Source organism: Litchfieldella qijiaojingensis, from assembly GCF_014651875.1.
Taxonomy (GTDB): domain Bacteria; phylum Pseudomonadota; class Gammaproteobacteria; order Pseudomonadales; family Halomonadaceae; genus Litchfieldella; species Litchfieldella qijiaojingensis.
This window is the reverse complement of record NZ_BMXS01000003.1, coordinates 17848-33480: the sequence shown is the minus strand read 5'-3', so window position 1 is coordinate 33480 and position 15633 is coordinate 17848. Positions and strand designations below refer to the sequence as shown.

The 15633-nt window shown below is 60.4% G+C and carries 18 protein-coding genes; 14 read left to right on the top strand and 4 right to left on the bottom strand.

The genetic code is table 11. From position 1 onward, the window contains the following. Position 1: 1 nt before the first annotated feature. The 4 genes from thiE to IE093_RS04290 are packed head-to-tail and all read right to left on the bottom strand — an operon-like array spanning position 2 to position 3736. Positions 2-658: a thiamine phosphate synthase gene (gene thiE / locus IE093_RS04305; protein ID WP_189466551.1), complete on the bottom strand. Its 657-nt coding sequence runs from the start codon at positions 656-658 to the stop codon at positions 2-4. Between the two features lie 6 nt (positions 659-664). Next, positions 665-1495 (bottom strand): bifunctional hydroxymethylpyrimidine kinase/phosphomethylpyrimidine kinase, encoded by an 831-nt coding sequence (thiD, locus tag IE093_RS04300; protein ID WP_189466548.1) that lies wholly within the window; start codon positions 1493-1495, stop codon positions 665-667. Next, positions 1495-1926 carry a protoporphyrinogen oxidase HemJ gene (gene hemJ / locus IE093_RS04295; protein ID WP_189466546.1) on the bottom strand — a complete coding sequence of 144 codons (432 nt, stop codon included), beginning with the start codon at positions 1924-1926 and terminating at the stop codon, positions 1495-1497. The genes thiD and hemJ overlap by 1 nt, the downstream gene beginning before the upstream one ends. A 58-nt stretch (positions 1927-1984) precedes the next feature. Beyond that, a complete protein-coding gene (locus IE093_RS04290) occupies positions 1985-3736 on the bottom strand; it encodes a chloride channel protein (protein ID WP_189466544.1) in 1752 nt (583 codons plus the stop codon). Positions 3737-3893: 157 nt separating this feature from the next. Here IE093_RS04290 and argC point away from each other — a divergent pair, with 157 nt between their 5' ends. The 14 genes from argC to IE093_RS04220 all read left to right on the top strand — a co-directional run bounded on the left by argC (position 3894) and on the right by IE093_RS04220 (position 15629). Further along, on the top strand, positions 3894-4928 hold the full coding sequence (argC, locus tag IE093_RS04285; protein ID WP_189466542.1) for an N-acetyl-gamma-glutamyl-phosphate reductase: 1035 nt from the start codon (positions 3894-3896) through the stop codon (positions 4926-4928). 91 nt (positions 4929-5019) lie between these two features. Beyond that, complete coding sequence (gene erpA / locus IE093_RS04280) at positions 5020-5388, top strand: iron-sulfur cluster insertion protein ErpA (RefSeq protein WP_189466540.1); 369 nt, start codon at positions 5020-5022, stop codon at positions 5386-5388. 130 nt (positions 5389-5518) lie between these two features. After that, positions 5519-6307 carry a transporter substrate-binding domain-containing protein gene (locus tag IE093_RS04275; protein WP_189466538.1) on the top strand — a complete coding sequence of 263 codons (789 nt, stop codon included), beginning with the start codon at positions 5519-5521 and terminating at the stop codon, positions 6305-6307. Positions 6308-6418: 111 nt separating this feature from the next. Beyond that, the gene (locus tag IE093_RS04270) at positions 6419-7090 is read left to right on the top strand and encodes an amino acid ABC transporter permease (RefSeq protein ID WP_189466535.1); all 672 of its coding nucleotides are present in this window, start codon (positions 6419-6421) and stop codon (positions 7088-7090) included. Positions 7091-7099: 9 nt separating this feature from the next. Further along, positions 7100-7870: an amino acid ABC transporter ATP-binding protein gene (locus tag IE093_RS04265; RefSeq protein ID WP_189466533.1), complete on the top strand. Its 771-nt coding sequence runs from the start codon at positions 7100-7102 to the stop codon at positions 7868-7870. A gap of 549 nt (positions 7871-8419) precedes the next feature. Then, a complete protein-coding gene (gene mnmG / locus IE093_RS04260) occupies positions 8420-10315 on the top strand; it encodes a tRNA uridine-5-carboxymethylaminomethyl(34) synthesis enzyme MnmG (RefSeq protein ID WP_189466531.1) in 1896 nt (631 codons plus the stop codon). Then, positions 10312-10974, top strand: coding sequence for a 16S rRNA (guanine(527)-N(7))-methyltransferase RsmG (rsmG, locus tag IE093_RS04255; RefSeq protein ID WP_229803235.1), 663 nt, complete (start codon positions 10312-10314; stop codon positions 10972-10974). Before mnmG ends, rsmG begins: the two co-directional genes overlap by 4 nt. Before the next feature lie 56 nt (positions 10975-11030). Further along, positions 11031-11801, top strand: coding sequence for a ParA family protein (locus IE093_RS04250; protein WP_189466529.1), 771 nt, complete (start codon positions 11031-11033; stop codon positions 11799-11801). Positions 11802-11830: 29 nt separating this feature from the next. Then, positions 11831-12766 carry a ParB/RepB/Spo0J family partition protein gene (locus IE093_RS04245; RefSeq protein ID WP_189466527.1) on the top strand — a complete coding sequence of 312 codons (936 nt, stop codon included), beginning with the start codon at positions 11831-11833 and terminating at the stop codon, positions 12764-12766. Positions 12767-12966: 200 nt separating this feature from the next. After that, on the top strand, positions 12967-13365 hold the full coding sequence (locus IE093_RS04240) for a F0F1 ATP synthase subunit I (protein WP_189466525.1): 399 nt from the start codon (positions 12967-12969) through the stop codon (positions 13363-13365). Positions 13366-13379: 14 nt separating this feature from the next. Continuing rightward, positions 13380-14243, top strand: coding sequence for a F0F1 ATP synthase subunit A (gene atpB / locus IE093_RS04235; RefSeq protein WP_189466523.1), 864 nt, complete (start codon positions 13380-13382; stop codon positions 14241-14243). Positions 14244-14296: 53 nt separating this feature from the next. Further along, the gene (atpE, locus tag IE093_RS04230) at positions 14297-14545 is read left to right on the top strand and encodes a F0F1 ATP synthase subunit C (protein ID WP_016418323.1); all 249 of its coding nucleotides are present in this window, start codon (positions 14297-14299) and stop codon (positions 14543-14545) included. A 65-nt stretch (positions 14546-14610) separates the two neighbouring features. Continuing rightward, positions 14611-15081 (top strand): F0F1 ATP synthase subunit B, encoded by a 471-nt coding sequence (locus IE093_RS04225; protein ID WP_189466521.1) that lies wholly within the window; start codon positions 14611-14613, stop codon positions 15079-15081. Between the two features lie 11 nt (positions 15082-15092). After that, positions 15093-15629 carry a F0F1 ATP synthase subunit delta gene (locus tag IE093_RS04220; RefSeq protein WP_189466519.1) on the top strand — a complete coding sequence of 179 codons (537 nt, stop codon included), beginning with the start codon at positions 15093-15095 and terminating at the stop codon, positions 15627-15629. The last annotated feature ends 4 nt before the right edge of the window (positions 15630-15633 follow it).

Here is a 15633-nt window from a genome sequence, read left to right as displayed (position 1 = left end):
ATTAGCCGGCTTCCCCAGCGAGCAGCCGATTCAGCGTTCTCACTCTGGCCTCGATGTCCTCGCCACCGAACACCGCATGCACGCAAGCCAGCAGCTCGGCACCGGCACGGCGCGCCAATTGAATGTTATCGCGACCGATGCCGCCAATGGCCACGCGTGGCAAGCCGAACACCGCCGCTTCACCGAGCAGCGATAGCTCAGCCGGTGGCGCGGACGGCTTGGTGCTGGAGACGAAGAAACGCCCGAACGCCAAGTAGCTCGCCCCCTGGCGAGCGGCACGCTCAGCCAGCTCGAGCCGGCCATGACAAGTCGCGCCGATGATCGCCTCCGCACCGAGGCGCCGCCGGGCCTCTGTCAGATCGCCGTCGTCCTGGCCAAGGTGCAGGCCAACGTTGTCGTAGCCTTCACGACGCAGGCGCAGCGCCAGTTCGGTGTCATCGTTAACGATCAGGGGCACCTGATGATCGCGACACAGCGTCGCAAGCTCACGAGCCTGACGCCAACGCTTGGCATCATCCGTCGACTTGTCCCGATACTGCAGCAACGCCAGGCCACCGCGCAACGCTTGCTCACAGCAGGCGATCAATCGGGCATCGTCCGGCAGCAGGCCGGCATCGGTTATTGCATAGACCCCATGGGTCCAGTCGTGGTGGTTCATGATGATCTATCCTGTCCACGGATCGGGATGACGCCACAGACGGCGCGGCAGCGACTGCCCCTTGGCCGGACACCAGCCATGCTTGAGCGCCTGCCAGGTGAAAGCCTGCGCCTGCTCGCAAGCCTGCGCCAGACTCTCGCCAGCCGCCATGCGGGTGGCCAACGCCGCGGCCAGGGTACAGCCCGAGCCATGAAAGTCGCCGGTCAGGCGCGGCCAGTGCCATTGGCGCCCATTGTCGGGGGTATGCAGGGTGTGGACAACCTGATCGGGCGACGCTCCCGGTGGCGGCGCATCGGTGCCGGTGACCAGCACCGCCTGACAACCCAGCGACAACAAGGCCACGGCACGATCGGTATCATTGTCCACGTCGCTTCCCGCCAGGCATGCCAATTCCTCTCGGTTGGGCGTGAGGATATCCACAAGTGGTAGCAGACGATCGCGGAAGCCATCGATCAACTCGGCTGTGGATAACGTTTTTCCTCCACCGGCCTTGAGTACCGGATCAACCACCAGCGGCACCCCTGGATAATTCCCCACGATTTCAACCACGGCATCCAGCGCATCGAGACTGGCGATCAGGCCGACCTTTATCGCCGCCACATCGAATTCCGCCAGTGCTGCCGCCATCGCTCGCATGTCCTCACCCCGACACGGCAGGACCCGCTGCACGTCGTGGCTGTCCTGCACCGTTAGCGCCGTGGGAATGGTCAGCGGCCAACCACCGCAGGCACCGATAGTCTCGGCATCAGCGACCAGTCCGGCACCACCAGTGGGATCATGCCCCGCCAACACCAGAACGACTGGCAGACGTCGGCTGGTATGCAATTCGTTATCCATCAGAAAGGTTTGACCACAGCGAGAATGACGATTCCCAGCAAGGCGATCACCGGGGCTTCATTGAACCAGCGAAAGAACACATGAGACTTATGGCAAGCTCCTGCCGCCAACCGCTTCATGTACACCAAGCAGACATGATGGTAGACGATCAAGGCCACCACCAAGGCCAGTTTGGCGTGCAACCAGCCTTGGCTCATGAATGCCGGCACCAGCGCCAACAGCCATAGGCCGAGCACCAACACCACGACCATCGAAGGCAGCATGATACCGCGGTAGAGCTTTCGCTCCATGAGCCGGAAATAGTCGATCGCCTCACGATCATCGCGATCGCGCGCCATGGCATGGTAGACGAACAGCCTCGGCAAATAGAACAGCGCAGCAAACCATGTCACCACGGCGACCAAATGCAACGCCTTGATCCACAAATACATTCCGGCTCCTTGTTCCCTATCGCACCCGGTAGCCACGAGACCGCGAGCGACGTTATGTTCACGGCTTGTAACGATAGTAGTTCTCGATAGCATCACGGGTGATGATACCGGAAATTCGCCGCATCATCGGCGCCGAGGTGTTTTCCACATATAGAGCGTCGACGGAACGATCGTCCAAGCGATCGAAGGCTTCCGAGAGCGTTGCCTGCATATGGATGGGTGCAATTTCCAGCCGTTGGCCGGGTACCTCGAGCAGGTCCAGCCGCTCCTCCTTGGCCCATAGCTCCTCGTCGAGCAGCACTCTGGCCAGATCCGCGGCCTTGAGTGCCAGGGTCGGCTTGTCGTCACTTGCGCCCACGATCACGATCCAGGAGGGCTTGTTCTCCAGCAGGCTTTTCGCCTCCTCGCGACTCACCAGGGGCCGGGTCTTGACCAGGTTGCGCTCCATCACCGCCGGCACCGACACGCGCGACAACGCCTGCCTCAAAGGCAATTGCAGTGGATGCAGACCATGCCGTGTGAGGTTGATGAAGAAACCGTCGCAGCGACACAACTGGCGCGCCGTGAGTCCGGAAATCACCACTGCTAGCATGCCGGGCAGAATGATATTGGGATTATGGGTCAGCTCGAGCAGCGCCATCAGCGCCGCCAGTGGCGCCTGCAGCACCGCGCCCATCATCGCGGCCATGCCCAGCATGGCGAACAACCCCGGATCAGCCGAAACCTGGGGCCAGATCCAGTTTCCCAACATGCCACTCAAGGCACCGGCGGCTGCCCCGACCACCAGCACCGGCCCGATGATGCCGATAGGCACTCCACAAGCCACGGTAAAAGCAGTGAGCAACAACTTTCCGATGACCAGCGCGATCAACACATCCACGGCCAGTTCCCCACCTAGCGAGGCGGCCAGACTGTCATAACCGATACCCTGTACCTCGGGATACCACCAAGCTATGCCGCCGGTAGCAAGCCCCACCGCCGCTAGTTTGAGCCACGATGGCCAACTCGCCAGTCGCCCTCCACTCTTGGCCACATGGATGAACCCCCCGGCCAGCAAACCGATCGCCAGCGCAGTGACCATTATCCATGGCAGGTTGAACAGAGAACCCAGAACCATACTGGGTACTTGGAAGGCCGGCTCGGCGCCGTAGGCCAGTTGCGCTATCAGTGCACCCATCGTCGACGCCAGGATCACTGGCATGAAGCCGGCGATGGTGTACTCCATCATCACCACCTCCATGGCGAAGATCACACCGGCGATGGGAGTATTGAAGGATGCCGAGATGCCGGCCGCCGTACCACACGCCACCAGCACCCTTAAGCTGTTATGCGGCAGTCGAAGCCGGTGACCAAGGCCGCTGGAGGCTGCGGCGCCCAGATGGATAGCCGGCCCCTCGCGCCCCGCGGACAAGCCACCAACCACCGAGATAACGCCTACCCACCATTGGTTGATCCAGTTGCGCAATGGAAATCGCCCCTGGTGATAGGTCAGACGCTCGATGACATGACCAATTCCCAACTTGCGTGCGCCAGGCGGCTGCCGCCACAACCAAAGCCCGATCAATGCAACCGCTGCGAGTGGCAGGCAAGCCCTGAGCCAAGGAGAAAGTCCTTCGAACGCTTCGGGGTTGTCACCCGGCATCCATGCCAGTCCCCCCAGGTCGAGCAGCAACCGAAACATCACCATCAGGCTGCCGGTGACCACTCCCGATGCCAACCCAAGCACGCATAACTGGGGCAAGGCATCGACGTTGGCCAATTGACGACGGAAGCGCTCGAGACTCAGGCGTGGCAAATGTAATCGTGACACGATAACCGCATCCTTGTGGAAGTCGGCGCCGCTCGAGCCGTGGCAAGAGGTCAAGCGAGCGGGAAGAAGTTACCTTGGGTAACGGTGAATGCACCCTGCCTAAAGGTGTATCATATTGGAATCACCACGTCTCAACCGACCATCGAAGGAGTCCCTCGTGATCAAGGTAGGTATCGTCGGCGGTACCGGTTATACCGGCGTCGAATTGCTGCGGCTGCTGGCAGGTCATCCCGACGTCGAAATCGAGGCGATTACCTCTCGCTCCGAGGCGGGCCTGGCGGTCGACGAACTCTACCCCAACCTGCGCGGCCACTATCCCGGGCTGGCATTTTCCGAACCGGACCCGGAGCGCCTGGCTGCTTGCGATGCGGTGTTCTTTGCCACCCCTCACGGTGTCGCCCATGCCCTGGCCGGAGAATTGTTGGAGCGCGGAACTCGGGTCATTGACCTGTCCGCTGACTTCCGTCTCAAGGATGCCGAGGAATGGGCACGCTGGTACGGCCAGCCACACGGTGCCCCCGCGCTGCTCGAAGCCGCCGTCTACGGCCTGCCCGAGGTAAATCGCGACGCGATTCGTCAGGCGCGACTGATCGCCGTGCCAGGTTGCTACCCCACTGCCGTCCAACTTGGTCTGCTGCCGCTGCTGGAACAACGACTGATCGATCCCGACCACGTCATTGCCGACTGCAAGTCCGGTGTCACGGGGGCCGGGCGTGGTGCCAAGGTCGGGTCGCTACTGGCTGAAGCCAGTGAATCGATGAAGGCCTACGGTGCCAGTGGCCATCGCCACCTGCCGGAAATCCGACAGGGGTTGGGCCAGGCGGCGGGACAGCCCGTGGGACTGACCTTCGTGCCTCATTTGACGCCCATGATTCGTGGCATCCATGCCACCCTTTATGGTCGACTCACCAATGACCCGGGCGATCTGCAGGCACTTTTCGAGCAGCGCTTCGCCGATGAGCCAGCGGTGGACGTGATGCCCGCCGGCAGTCACCCCGAAACCCGCAGCGTAAAGGGCACCGACATCTGTCGCCTCGCCGTGCATCGTCCCGGCGACGGTGACACCGTGGTGGTACTCGCGGTGATCGACAACCTGGTCAAGGGCGCATCGGGTCAGGCGATCCAGAATCTCAACCTGATGTTCGGCTTCGACGAGATGGCCGGGCTCCAGGCGCCGGCCCTCATGCCCTGACCCTGAACCGCCCCGGCAAAAGTTGACCCTTTTGCTGGGGCTTAGGGATAATGATGAGCAAGCTACTATTCACCAGCATGGGAGCAAGTCCATGAGCGGTGCCGAATCTTTCGAACCAGCTTCCTATACGCCCAAACCGATGATGTTGACCGACAACGCCCAGGGACGACTGCGAGCGTTGATCGCCGAGGAAGGCAATCACGCACTGAAATTGCGCGTCTATGTCACTGGCGGCGGTTGCTCGGGTTTTCAATACGGCTTCGATTTCGCCGACGAAACCAGCGACGACGATACCCTGATCGAGTTCGATGATGTCGCCATGGTAGTGGATCCGCTTTCCTACCAGTATCTGGTCGGTTCCACCGTTGACTTCGAGGAAAGCCTTGCCGGCGCACGATTCGTGATCAAGAATCCCAATGCCACTACTACCTGCGGTTGTGGCTCCTCTTTCATGGTCTGAGCCTTGCTCGGGAGCAAGGCGCTCCACTCCATTCTCGACTGGGTTCTCCCCACCCAACTTGACGCTTTTCCTTTAACTCACCATGGTTAAAGGTGTGTTCTATCAACGATATGTCTAAATGGGGAGCCCAATGAAACTTCACCTAGTGATCCATCGTACCTTCAAGACCACCTCGCTACTGGCTGCCATGGCGTTGGGCCTGGGGCTGTCGGCACAGGCAATCGCCCAGGAGCCGGTGGTCAATGTGGTCACCGACCCGAGCTTCGTCCCCTTCGAGATGATGGATCAGGAAAGCGGCGAGATGGTCGGCTTCGACATGGACATCATCCGTGAGGTCGCCGACCGTGCCGGCTTCGAGATCAACCTCACAACCATGGACTTCAACGGCATCATCCCGGCCGTGCAGACCGGTAACCAGGAAATCGCCATCGCCGGCATCACCATCACCGAAGAGCGGGCCAAGATCGTCGACTACTCCGATCCTTACTACGACAGTGGCTTGCAGATACTGGTGCGCGCCGACAACGACAACGTCAACACCATCGAAGACTTGGGCGGCATGAGCATTGCCACCAAGATCGGCTCCACCAGCCATGACTTCCTGCAGCGGCAGTTCAGCGACGATACCGATATCACTCCCTATCCGGGTACCAGCGACATGTACATGGCGCTGCTTGGTGGCAGCGTCGACGCAGTCTTGTACGACGCACCCAATGTCGGTTATTTCTCCAAGACCCGAGGGGAAGGCCGCACCAAAGTCGTCGGTCCACTCTACGAGGGGCAGCAGTACGGAATCGTCTTCCACAAGGGCAGTGAATGGCTGGAGCCCACCAACGAAGCCCTTGCCGCCATGCGCGAGGACGGCACCTACGACGAAATCTACGCCAAATGGTTCGGCAGCGCCCCCAGCGACGAATGACTCCTGAATGTCGCGTCTCGGGGCCGGGTATGACAACCCGGCCCCGTTATTGTGTGTCCCACCGATACACGTGCAGCGCACATCCGATTCGCCTGTGCAGGAGATTCTCACGTGGAAGTGACCTTCGAGTTCGACTGGGCGGCCGCCCTTGGTTCGATCCCCCACCTGCTACCGGGGATTCCCTATACGCTGTTGATCTCCTTCGGTGGCCTGGCCATCGGCTTCGTGATTGGCATCATCTTCGGCCTGCTGCGGATCAGCCCCCTACACTGGCTACGGCTTCCCGCCGGTCTGTACATCGAAGTCTTTCGTGGCACCCCGGTCCTGGTGCAAGTGCTGTTCATCTTCTATGGCCTGCCGCAGCTTCTAGGTGGCCCCATCAACGCCCTCGTTGCTGGCATTGCCGCCATTGCCGTCAACTCCGGGGCCTATATCTCGGAGATCGTGCGTGGCGGCGTGGAGTCCATCGAGCGCGGTCAGCGCGAAGCCGGCCTCTCCCTGGGGCTGTCGCGAACCCAGGCCTTTCGCTACATCATCTGGCCCCAGGCACTTCGTCGCATGATTCCTCCACTGGGCAACCAGGCCATCATCAGCATCAAGGACACCTCCCTGTTCTCGGTCATCGGCGTCGGCGAGCTGGTTCGCCAGGGCCAGGTATATATCGCCACCACCTTCACCGCCCTGGAGGTCTATCTGATGGTGGCGTTGTTGTACCTGGCCATCACGTGGAGCCTTTCCCTCGTCCTGCGTACGCTTGAACGCAAGGGCCTGGTCGGACAATAAGGAACGCCAATGAACCACTCCAACTCAAATTCGAGCAAACCTATCGTCCGCATGGACAAGGTCAACAAGTATTTCGGTAGCCTGCATGTGTTGCAGGATATCGATCTCGAAATCGTTCCCGGTGAAGTGGTGGTGATCATCGGTGCCAGCGGCTCGGGCAAATCGACGCTGATCCGCTGCGTCAATGGTCTGGAAGAATTTCAACAAGGGCATATCGAGGTCGATGGCAACGAGCTTTTGCCGCATGGCAAGAGCGGCAGGGCATTACAGACCATCCGCACCGAAGTCGGCATGGTCTTCCAGCAATTCAACCTCTTTCCTCACTTGAGCGTGCGTGACAACGTCACCCTGGCACCGATCAAGGTCCGTCAACTCGACCGTGACCGGGCCACCGAGATTGCCAACAAGCTACTGGAGCGGGTCGGGATCAGCGACCAGGCCGACAAGTACCCCAGCCAACTTTCCGGGGGGCAGCAACAACGTGTGGCGCTGGCCCGCGCACTGGCCATGGAACCACGCCTGATGCTGTTCGACGAGCCTACCTCAGCGCTCGACCCGGAGATGATCGGTGAGGTACTCGATGCCATGCGCGAATTGGCCAACGAGGGCATGACCATGATAATCGTCACCCATGAGATGGGCTTCGCCCGCGAGGTCGCCGATCGCGTCATCTATATCCATGGTGGTCAGATCGTCGAACAAGGCTCGCCCCTCGAGGTCTTCGACAACCCGCAGAACGAGCGGACCCAGAACTTCCTGTCGCGGGTGCTCAAGCACTGAACGATGCCAATTCTCACGCTCAGTGAGCGCCTCCATGGGCCAGCCGTCGACCGGCAGGCCCATTTTTTTTGCCTGTGGATAACTTCAACGTCAATCCGCACCTCATCGCCCGTAAACCCGCATGGTTGCCCTTATCGGGACAACCGATCCATGATGTGCACAGCCACGGTGACAAGACCGGTAGTGGTCGGTGCACAACCGGTGATCGATTTGGCATGTGGGCAAGTCGCGATTCCATCCACAGCCACCTGACACGCTGTACGCAACCACTACGCTGCTTGTCCAACTCTTGATCAACATTGCAACATCATGTTTATAAAAGGAGAAGAAAGCTTATCCACAAAAAATGTCCACACCAGTAGTTACTACCACAACAGAACTTCTCTTCTTTATCTTTATATTGATATTGAACCTCTGGCATGGTGATACCAAATGCCATCCGGATGTGGAAAACCCCTGACGGTTACCCACAGGAGGTTTATACTGGGCGGCTGATTTCACCCACTGTTTTTGATCACGGCGCCAGAATCGCGCCATTCGAGGTGTAACGTGGATTACCCGGACCGCTTTGACGTCATCGTCATCGGCGGAGGCCATGCGGGAACCGAAGCCGCTTTGGCCTCCGCCCGCATGGGCTGTCAGACCTTGCTGCTGACTCACAACATCGAGACGTTGGGCCAAATGTCGTGCAACCCCGCCATCGGGGGCATTGGCAAGAGCCATCTGGTCAAGGAGATCGACGCTCTCGGCGGTGCCATGGCTCTGGCCACCGACCGGGGAGGCATCCAGTTCCGCGTGCTCAATTCACGCAAGGGCCCGGCGGTGCGTGCGACACGCGCCCAGGCCGATCGAGTGCGTTACAAGGCCGCGATCCGTAGCATCCTGGAAAACCAGCCTGGGCTGACAATTTTCCAGCAAGCTGCGGGCGATCTGATTGTGGATAACGAGACTGTCAGGGGCGTGGTCACAGAGACGGGTATCCGTTTCCATGCCGAAACGGTGGTGCTGTGTACCGGGACTTTCCTCGGTGGCGTGATGCACATCGGTCTTGACCAGAGCCGCGGCGGTCGAGCAGGCGATCCCCCCTCCAATGCCTTGGCTCAACGATTGCGCGCCTTGCCGTTCAATGTGGCCCGACTCAAGACCGGCACACCGCCACGCCTGGACGCCAAGAGTGTCGATTTCTCGGTGCTCGCGGAACAGCCGGGCGACACGCCGACACCGGTCATGTCATACATGGGTACTCGCGATATGCATCCTCGCCAGGTAAGCTGCCATATCGCCCACACCAACGAGCGCACCCACGAGATCATCTTCGCCAATCTCGATCGCTCGCCGATGTACTCCGGCACGATCGAGAGCATCGGTCCTCGCTACTGTCCGTCGATCGAGGACAAAGTGCATCGTTTCGCCGACAAGACCAGCCATCAGGTGTTCATCGAGCCCGAAGGGCTGGATACCCATGAGCTCTATCCCAATGGCATCTCGACCTCGCTGCCGTTCGACGTGCAGCTCGAGGTGGTGCGCTCGATCAAGGGGTTGGAAAACGCACACATCACGCGTCCCGGTTACGCTATCGAGTACGACTTCTTCGATCCCCGGGACCTCAGGCATTCGCTTGAGACCAAATTTATCCACAACCTGTTCTTCGCTGGGCAGATCAATGGCACCACCGGCTACGAGGAAGCCGGCGCACAAGGACTATTGGCCGGGCTCAACGCTGCGCGTCGCGCACAAGGCAAGGAGAGCTGGTCACCTCGCCGTGACGAGGCCTATCTGGGAGTACTGGTCGACGACCTGATCACTCTGGGCACCCAGGAGCCCTATCGCATGTTCACCTCGCGAGCCGAATATCGCTTGCTGCTGCGCGAGGACAACGCCGACTTGCGGCTTACCGAGATCGGTCGTGAGCTGGGACTGGTCGATGACACACGCTGGGCGGCCTTCAGCGAAAAGCGTGAAACCATCGAACGCGAGAGTGCCCGTCTCAAGGCGAGCTGGGTGCAGCCTGGCAGCCCGGCTGGCCAGGCCATCGAGGACAAGACCGGCAAGCCGCTGGCCCGCGAATACAGCCTGATGGATCTGCTCAAGCGCCCGGAACTCGTTTATGACGATGTCGCCGACTTGATCGGCGAGGCGGTCACGGATCCCGCAGTTGCCGAGCAGGTACAGATCCAGGCCAAGTACCAGGGCTACATCGATCGCCAGCAGGATGAAATCGACAAGCTCAAGCGCCACGAAGCCACCCCGCTGCCCGAGTCGTTGGACTATGACCGGGTCGAAGGGTTGTCCCATGAGATTCGCCAAAAGCTCAAGGCGGCCCGGCCCGAGACCCTGGCCCAGGCCGGGCGCATCTCTGGCGTGACCCCGGCGGCGATTTCCATCCTGTTGATCCATCTCAAGAAGCGCCGTCTGCTGGACGACAAGCGGGCGGTGAACGAATGAGTTTGGGTGTTTCGATGCCCGGCATGACGCCGGCCGTGATCGCCAGTCTGGATAGCGGGCTCGCCGAACTGGGTTTGCAACCTGATGCCCGCCAGCGCGAGCAGTTATTGGCATTACTGGCTTTGTTGCACAAGTGGAATCGCGCCTATAACCTCACCGCGGTACGCTCGCTGGATGAAATGGTGACCAAGCACCTACTCGACAGCGCCGCGGTATTGCCCGCCGTGCGTGGGCCGCGGCTGCTTGACGTGGGCGCCGGTCCTGGGTTGCCGGGGTTGGTCGTGGCGATCCTCCGTCCCGAGCTGGCGGTGACCTTGCTCGATAGCAACGGCAAGAAAGTGCGTTTTCAACGCCAGGCTGTGCTGGAATTGGGGCTGAACAATGTGGTTTCGGTGCAGGCACGGGTCGAGGCCCACAAGGACCGCCCCTTCGATCAGGTGATCTCACGGGCGTTCGCCAGCCTGGAGGATTTCGTCTCCCTGTCCGAGCCCCTGCTGGCTACCGATGGCGAGTGGCTGGCCATGAAGGGACGCTACCCGGATGACGAGTTGCAGCGCTTGCCGGCCGGGATCGTGCTTGTCAGTCGCCAGACGTTGCGGGTTCCCGGGGAGCCCGGGCAACGGCATCTGTTGACATTGCGCCGCCACGAGGCGCCGTAACGAGAACACTCAGGCTGCCCGCCACCAGGGAGCCGGACTCAGGAAGGAAGCCGCTCGTGACCAAGATCATCGCCTTGACCAATCAGAAGGGCGGGGTGGGCAAGACCACCACGGCCGTCAACCTTGCCGCCAGCCTGGCAGCGCTGGATCGGCGGGTGTTGCTGATCGATCTCGATCCCCAGGGACATGCCACCATGGGTAGCGGTATCGACAAGCATGAGCTGGATGGCAGTGCACTCGATGTGTTGATGGGCGACAAGCGGGCTGCCGAGGTGATCCTCGATTGCCCCGATGCCGGCTACGCGCTGCTGCCGGGCAATGGCGACCTGACCGCCGCCGAGGTCGATTTGCTCGACCGTGACGAGGGACGCGAACGCTGTCTTGGCAACGCCATCGAAGCCGTGGCCGGTGAGTACGATGTGGTGCTGATCGATTGTCCTCCCTCGCTCAACATGCTTACCGTCAATGCCCTGACTGCCGCCAACGGCGTGTTGATTCCCCTGCAGTGCGAGTTCTATGCCTTGGAAGGGCTTTCAGCGCTGCTCGATACCGTCGACCAGATCAAGGACAGAGTGAATCCCAAGCTGGCGATCTTTGGCATCGTGCGGACCATGTTCGATTCGCGCAACAGCCTGACACGCGACGTCAGCAAACAATTGCGCGACTATTTCGGCGACACCCTGCTCAAGACCACGGTGCCGCGCAATGTGCGGGTCGCCGAGGCTCCCAGCCATGGCCTGCCAGTTACCAAGTACGCGCGTTTCTCGCGCGGTAGCCAGGCCCACCGGGTGTTGGCCAAGGAATTGATTCGTCGTCTGTCGCTGTAGCGCGGCGGAATTCATGCGAGGAAGTGCCGATGACACGTAAACGTGCCCTTGGACGCGGCCTGGATGCCCTGATCGGCGCCGGTGCCCGCCGTCGCGAGACCCTGGAGGGCGAGGCCGATACCGACATCCTGTTTGCCGGTGTCGATGGCAGCAGCATCGACCTGTCCCCTGACATGTCCTCAGCGGCGGAAGAGCGTCTGGAGCGCCTGCCGCTGGGGCAGTTGTCGCGTGGCAAGTATCAACCGCGCCGTGACATCCAGCCCGAGGCACTGGAAGAGCTTGCCGACTCGATCCGTGCCCAGGGCGTGATGCAGCCCATCGTCGTCAGGCCGCTGGGGGACGAGCGTTACGAAATCATCGCCGGCGAGCGCCGTTGGCGGGCCGCTCAACTGGCCGAGCTCGATGTCATTCCGGCAGTGGTTCGCGACGTCAGCGACCAGGTTGCCCTGGCGTTGGCGCTGATCGAGAACATCCAGCGCGAAAACCTCAATCCTATCGAGGAAGCCCTGGCACACAAGCGCCTGATGGACGAGTTCGACTTGACCCAGCAGCAGGTCGCCGACGCGGTAGGCAAGTCACGTGCACAGGTGGCCAACCTGCTGCGCCTGCTGGCACTCGACCCTGAAGTGCAGACCCTCCTCGAGCGCGGCGATCTGGACATGGGACATGCTCGTGCTCTGCTGGCGCTGTCTGGCGCCAAGCAGCGCCAGGCTGCCCATGAGGTGGTCAACAAGGATCTGACGGTTCGCGATACCGAAGCCCTGGTCAAGCGTCTGGTCAATGGCGAACCGACAAAAAAGACGCGCGAGACTCCCCCTGGCGATGTGGGGCGGCTAGAGAACCAGCTCGGCGAGCTGCTGGGGGCACCGGTCAAGATTCAACACAGCCGCAGCGGCAAGGGGCGGCTGACCATCCGTTATTCGAGTCTCGACGAACTCGACGGCATCCTGGCCCACATCCGCTGAGGGGAACGCCCTTTTCGTTAGCGAGCTAAATTGATTCGTCACACATTTCTTGCCATTTGGTCGTAATCTGGCGTGATATCGTGCAGAATCGCGCCGACTTCGGTTGAAGGGACTGGGGGGCTTCCCTATAATCGCGTCCGGGCTTGCCGCCGGATTGACCGCGGCAGCGATTTTGGCAGATAGCAGCGCAGACGGAGAGCATGGGAAATCCACTGGCAGCCAAGCTCAAGCGTCCGCGAATCCTGCGTCTGTTGCTCGCCCAGTTAGTGGTCGTATGCGTCGCCACTGGGTTGGGGGCGTACATGGGGGGGATGGACGTCGCGGTTTCGGCATTGCTGGGAGGTGGGGTTGCGTTGCTACCCAATGCCTACTTTGCCTGGCGCGCCTTCCGCTTCCAGGGAGCGCAGCATACCAGGAACATCATCAAGAGCTTCTATCGAGCCGAAGCCGGTAAGTTTGGTTTGACGGTGGTATTGTTCACGCTCGTGTTCGTGACAGTGCCCCCCTCAAATCCCGCTTTCTTCTTTGGCGCTTACGTGGCGACGCTGTTCGTGCATTGGCTGGGACCCTGGCTACTGAAGCGACCGTCGCGCACCTGAAATCGAGGCAGAGTATGGCAGGCACTAACCCGACTCCGACGGAGTATATCCAGCACCACCTGCAGAACCTGACCTTTGGTCGGCATCCAGAGCACGGCTGGTCGATCGCCCATTCCGCTCAGGAGGCTTCCGAAATGGGCTTCTGGGCGATCCACCTCGATACCATGGGGTGGTCGGTCGCGTTGGGGGTGATCTTCCTGATGATCTTCCGCAAGGCTGGCATGATGGCGACCACCGGTGTGCCCTCTGGCTTGCAGAACTTCGTCGAACTGATGGTCGAGTTCGTCGATAACTCGGTGAAGGAAACCTTCCATGGCAAGAGTCGAGTGATCGCTCCGCTCTCGCTGACCATTTTTTGCTGGGTCTTCCTGATGAACCTGATGGACCTGGTGCCGGTTGACTTCCTGCCCATGCTGGCACAGAAGTTCGGTGGCTTCTTCGGTGCCGACCCCGAGCATGTTTACTTCAAGGTGGTGCCAACCACCGACGTCAATGCCACGTTGGGTATGTCGCTGTCGGTCTTCGCATTGGTCATTTTCTATACCATTCGCGCCAAGGGTTTCACCGGCTTCATTGGCGACTTGACCCTGCATCCGTTCAACTCCCCCAACAAGTTGATCCAGGCACTGTTCGTTCCGGTCAACTTCGTGTTGGAAGCCGTGACCCTACTGGCCAAGCCTATCTCGCTCGGTCTACGTTTGTTCGGCAACCTCTATGCCGGCGAGCTGATCTTCATCTTGATCGCCATCGTTGGGCTGTGGCAGCTTCCGCTGCATTTCACTTGGGCGGTGTTCCACCTCCTGGTCATCACCCTGCAGGCCTTTATCTTCATGATGCTGACCATCGTCTATCTGAGCATGGCGGTGGAACAACACTGATTTCGCTAACCCCCTTAACCCGCTAAACCACTTGACTGAAACTGGAGACCACCATGGAAGCACAAATCTTGGGTATGACCGCCATCGCCGTTTCCCTGCTGATCGGCTTGGGCGCCTTGGGCACCGCCATCGGCTTCGGCATCCTCGGCGGTAAGTTCCTGGAAGGTGCCGCGCGTCAGCCGGAAATGATCCCGATGCTGCAGGTGAAAATGTTCATCGTCGCTGGCCTGTTGGACGCCGTGTCCATGATCGGTGTCGGTATTGCGCTATTCTTTACCTTCGCCAACCCGTTTGTCGGTTAAGCCACGGTGGTCGATACGACCCGTTGTGACTTCAACCCCAAACTTGTGACGCGAGAGGTGCTGGCGTGAATCTGAACCTTACCCTGATCGGCCAGGCTATTGCTTTCGCGGTCTTCGTCTGGTTCTGCATGAAGTTTGTCTGGCCACCGGTCATGCAGGCCTTGCAGGAACGCCAGAAGAAGATTGCCGATGGCTTGGACGCTGCCAGCCGTGCAACGCGGGATCTCGAGTTGGCGCAAGAACAAGCCAACGAGACTCTGCGTGAGAGCAAGGAACAGGCAGCCGAAATCCTGGAGCAGGCCCGCAAGCGGTCTACCCAGATGATCGAAGAGGCACGTGACAGCGCTCGCCTGGAAGGTGAGCGCATGATCAACAATGCCAAGTCCGAGATCGAGCAGGAAATCAACCGCGCGAAAGAAGAGCTGCGTGTCCAGGTATCGCGACTCGCCATCGAAGGCGCGGAGCGGATACTGGAGGCCTCCATCGACGAGAAGCAACATGGCCAACTCGTCGACAAACTCGCCAAAGAGCTTTGAGGAGGTGATCCATGGCGGAAACGTCTACCGTCGCTCGACCCTACGCTAAGGCGGCGTTCGAGTACGCGCGCGATCACGAGGTACTTGAGGCCTGGTCCGAGCTGTTGGGCAAGCTTGGCCGGGTCGCTTCCGTGAACGAGATGCAGGAGATCTTTTCTCATCCCAAGCTAGATACCGCCCGCAAGGTGGAAATTCTGATCGAGGTGTCCGAGTCTGAAGTCGATGACGCGGCCCGACGTTTCCTCGATCACCTGGGTGAGAAGGGTCGCCTGCCGGCATTGGCAGCGATTGCACAGCAGTTCGAGGCATTCCGTGCCGAGCATGACCGGCGCATGGATGTGATCATCGTGTCGGCCTTCGAGCTGAATGCTAATCAGCAGGAAACGCTCGGCAGTGCACTCAAGAAACGCCTCAATCGCGAAATCTCCATTACCACTCAGGTGGACCCCAGCTTGCTGGGCGGCGTCATCCTGCGTGCCGGCGATACCGTCATCGACGGCTCGGTACGCGGTCGACTGAATCGCCTCCACGAAACCCTTTCCGCCTGAGTTT